Genomic DNA, 4,187 nt, shown 5'->3' on the forward strand with positions numbered 1-4,187 from the left:
CGCCGGGGGTCGGGCTCCCTCGTTGTGGGGCTGGGCGCTTTTCGCGTCGGCGAAAAATCACTTTGTGTTCATTCCGCTACCGAATGCAGAGGTTGATTCTGATGGACGAGAAAGCTGCCCAGGACGCGGTCGGCCGCGTCGTAGAGGTGTTGCGCGCCGCTGGCAGATCCGAGGCCACGGTCCGGCGCCACCGGGCCGTACTGGAGCCGTTCGCCGCCTTCTTGATCGGGCGCGGCCTGGCCGCGGCGAGTGAGGGGGTGTGTATCGACTTCATCGCGAATCAGACCGGGGTGAGGTTGGGGTCGTTGCGAGAACCGGCGACGGACAAGAAGGTTCAGGCGGTTCGTCGGCCGGTGGTGTTGATGGCGGAGACGCTGGCCGGCCGGGCGGTCGATATCGACCGGCCGGTGATCCCGGCGAAGGACGATTGTCCTACCGGGTTCCGTCGGCTCAGGGACGAGTACCTCGCCTCGTGCCGCAAACGCGGCAATGCCGATGCGACCGTGATCGCCAAGGACAAAGCGGCCAGCAAACTCTTGGCCTACCTGGACGAGATGGGTGCCCGTGATCTCGCGGGACTCAACGTGCGAGACGTGTCGGGATTCCTGCTGCGCCAACGCCATCTACGGCGCAAGACCGTTGCGGCCATGAGATCGTGCCTGGCGGACTTCCTGTCGTTTCTGTCCGTCACGGGACGGACAGAAACCTGCCTCGCAAACAGGCTGCCGCCGCACCGGCATGTGCGTCACGAGTCTGAGCCTCATCTGTGGACCGTCGATGAGATCCGTAGGCTGCTGGCCGGGATCGACCGCGAATCTGCAACCGGCAAGCGTGATTTCGCGATGATCCTGACCGCCGCCCGGCTGGGCCTGCGGATATCGGATCTGCGTCACCTCGAGTTGTCCGATTTGGACTGGAGGGCGAAGACGATCACGATTGTTCAGCACAAGACGGGCCGGCGGCTTTGTCTTCCGCTGCTCGACGACGTCGGCTGGGCGATCATCGACTACATCCGGCACGGCCGCCCCGAAACGGTCTGCCGCAAGGTGTTCGTCAAGCACCGCCACCCGTTCGATACGTTCGGTTGCGTCTCGTCGATCGCCTCTCGGCTGTCAAGGCTTGCCGTCCGCGCGGGGATCGTCTTCCCGCCGGACCAGGTCTGCGGGATGCATTCGCTGCGCGGCGCGCTGGTGGTGGCCATGATCGGCACCGGCGCGTCGATACCGGTGGTGTCGGCCGTGTTGGGGCATGCGTCGAGCGATACGACGCAGGCCTATTATCTGCGGTTGGACGTCGAACGCCTGCGTTGTTGCGCGTTGGACGTTGAAGACGTCACCGAACCGGCCCAGGCGGGTGAGCGTGATGCCTGAGATGACACTGCCCAGCCTGATCGCCGAGCTGGTCGCTGTGCGTCACGCCGGCGGATACCGGTTCAAAGTCCCGGAACGGGTGCTGCACCAATTCGCCGACCACTGCCGCAGGGAAGGCTATTCGGACGGGTCGATCACCAAGGAAGCGGTCGACGGGTTCCTCTACGGCCGTCACCTGCGGCCAAGCACCCTGCGGCGCAACGAGTTGGTCCTGCGCCAACTGGCCGCTCATGCCCAAGCCGCCGGCTGGCAGGCCTACACACCGGCCGCGGCTACCCAGGTCCGTGCCCGTCATCGGGTGCCGTATGTGTTCACCGACGACGAGGTGCGCCGATTGTTCGCGGTCATCGATTCCCAGCCGATGTCCTCGTATTCGAACAAGGCGATGGTCGACCCGGTGTTGTTTCGGGTGCTTTATGGAGCCGGGCTGCGCATCTCCGAGGCGCTGAACCTGACCATCTCGGACGTGGACACGCAGTCCGCGACGCTGAAGATCCGGAACTCGAAAAACGGTGCGGGAAGGACCATCCCGATCACCCGCCGGCTGGCCGCGACGGTGGATTCCTACATCGCGGCCGCGCACCCGGTGCCCGAACCCGACGCTCACGTCTTCTACAGCAGGGCGCCGCGCAGCCCGATCAACCAGGCCAGCGTCTACGTCCGGTTCCGCAGCTATTTGGCCGACGCCGGAATCCCGCATTTCACCGGCGGCCCGCATCCGCATTCGCTGCGTCACGGATTCGCCGTCGCCAACCTGCGGCGCTGGGCCGAAGCCGGCACCGATGTGGCCGTGATGTTGCCCTACCTGGCCTGCTACCTGGGCCACGCCGACCTGCGCGGCACCCAGTACTACCTCAGGCTCACCGCCGATGCGTATCCCGAGGTGATAGCCCAAGCTCAAATCCAGTTCGGCTACGTCATCCCCGCCCCGCCCGAGGACCAGTCGTGACCCCGCGGCCCGCGCCGCCCCCGGATCTGGCCGGACGCTGGCTGACAAAATTCTTCACCGATTACCTGGCCGGGGAGCGTGGCGCCTCGCCGAGAACCATCGCCTCCTACCGCGACGCGATCAAACTCCTGCTGATCTGGTTCAAAACCGCAGAGCGCATACCTCCCGAGAAACTGCGCCTGGCCGACATCGACCGGCCCCACATCCTGCGGTTCCTGGACTGGCTGCAGGCCGAGCGGTGCTGCTCGGCGGCCACCCGCAACCAGCGCCTAGCGGTGATCAAGTCGTTTTGCCGCTACACCGCCGTCGAGCAGCCCGACCACCTCGACCAACTCAGCCAAGTCCTCGCGATCCGGCAGAAGAACACCCCCGCCCCAGATCTGGGGCACCTGACCGGCGACGAGGTCAAGACGCTGCTCGCCCAACCCGGCGCGGCCAGCGCACGCGCCCTCCGCGACACCGTCCTGCTCACCCTGGCCTACGACACCGCCGCCCGCGTCCAAGAGCTCTGCGACCTCGACGTCGCCGACATCCGCCGATCCACCCCGATGACGGTGGCGATCCGCGGCAAGGGCTCCACGATCCGGTACCTGCCCGTGATGGACCCCACCGCCCGGCTCGTCGCCGACTACCTGGAACACCGCAAACCGCACCCCGGGCTCGGCGCCGACACCGACCCACTGTTCCACGGACCCAACCACTCCAGGTTGACCCGGTCCGGGGTGGCCAAGCTCTTGGCCCGCCACGTGCGAGCCGTCCGGACCCGCGACCCCGGCTGGGCACCCGGAGTGTCGGTCACGCCCCACACCCTGCGGCGCAGCCGGGCGATGCACCTGATCCAGGCCGGCGTCAACCTGATCTACATCCGCGATCTGCTCGGCCACGCCGATGTCTCCACCACCGAGATCTACGCCCGCGCCGACGAACAGACCAAACGCAACGCGATCGAGAACGCCTACCAGCCACTGACCCCGGACGTGCTGCCGGACTGGACCACGGACGCGTCGTTAATCGGCTGGCTCGACTCGCTCGGCCGTTGACGCCACCCCCGGCGTTATGCGGACAGAACCGCCCGCAGCAACCCCCTAGCCAGCAGAAACGCCACCGCAGGGCACATAACCCGGCCGTCCGCCTAATGCCTCTTATGCGGAATTCCGCATAAGCGGCACAGCTTCGCTGTCAACACCGTGCTGGACTGGTATCGCCAGGGCGGCGACGTGCAAACCAAAATGCCGCTGCTGTCTACCTTTTTGGGGCATGTCGACCCGAGCGCGACCTACTGGTACTTGTCTACCGCCCCTGAGTTGATGACACTGGCCTGCGCACGGCTCGAACAGAACGGGCAACGCCCATGACTCTGATCGCGCCTGCGCTGCAGGGCTTTTTCACCGACCGGCTGATCGGTCAGCACAACGCCAGCCCCCACACCATTGCGGCCTACCGCGACACGCTGCGGCTACTGCTGACTTTCACCAGCCAGCGGACCGGCAAACCGGTCAGCCAATTGCGGATCGACGATCTTGGTCCCGCCGTCATTACCGGGTTTCTCGACCACTTGGAAGGCCAGCGAGGCAACAGCGTGCCCACGCGCAACGCCCGCCTGGCCGCTATCCACTCGCTGTTTCGCTATGCGGCGCTGCATCACCCAGATCACGCCGCGACGATCCAGCAAGTACTGGCCATCCCGCCCAAACGCTACGAGCGAACGATCGTCACCTTCCTCACCGAATCGGAAATCGACGCGTTGCTCACCGCGCCTGACCGCAGCACGTGGACCGGTCGACGCGACCATGCTCTTTTGGTGCTCGCCATCCAGACCGGGCTGCGAGTCTCGGAGTTGACCTCACTGACCGACCTGGACGTCCACC

At 65.9% G+C, this 4,187-nt stretch carries 4 protein-coding genes; all 4 read left to right on the plus strand.

Annotation, left to right across the window (positions count from 1 at the left end; all coding sequences use genetic code 11):
* The first annotated feature begins 101 nt into the window (after positions 1 to 101).
* Complete coding sequence (locus VMD50_RS24495) at positions 102 to 1,370, plus strand: site-specific integrase (protein WP_325431623.1); 1,269 nt, start codon at positions 102 to 104, stop codon at positions 1,368 to 1,370.
* Positions 1,363 to 2,319: a tyrosine-type recombinase/integrase gene (locus tag VMD50_RS24500; protein ID WP_325431625.1), complete on the plus strand. Its 957-nt coding sequence runs from the start codon at positions 1,363 to 1,365 to the stop codon at positions 2,317 to 2,319. The genes VMD50_RS24495 and VMD50_RS24500 overlap by 8 nt, the downstream gene beginning before the upstream one ends.
* The gene (locus VMD50_RS24505; protein ID WP_325431627.1) at positions 2,316 to 3,359 is read left to right on the plus strand and encodes a tyrosine-type recombinase/integrase; all 1,044 of its coding nucleotides are present in this window, start codon (positions 2,316 to 2,318) and stop codon (positions 3,357 to 3,359) included. Before VMD50_RS24500 ends, VMD50_RS24505 begins: the two co-directional genes overlap by 4 nt.
* A gap of 311 nt (positions 3,360 to 3,670) precedes the next feature.
* On the plus strand, positions 3,671 to 4,187 hold a 517-nt coding region (locus VMD50_RS24510; protein WP_325431629.1), incomplete at its 3' end, for a tyrosine-type recombinase/integrase.

Origin of the sequence: Mycobacterium sp. (genome assembly GCF_035506235.1) — a bacterium.
Taxonomy (GTDB): Bacteria; Actinomycetota; Actinomycetes; order Mycobacteriales; family Mycobacteriaceae; genus Mycobacterium.

Excerpts from the sequence above, each read along its gene's own strand:
- VMD50_RS24495 (WP_325431623.1), top strand. The coding sequence starts at position 102 with ATGGACGAGAAAGCTGCCCAGGACGCGGTCGGCCGCGTCGTAGAGGTG.
- VMD50_RS24500 (WP_325431625.1), top strand. The coding sequence starts at position 1,363 with ATGCCTGAGATGACACTGCCCAGCCTGATCGCCGAGCTGGTCGCTGTG.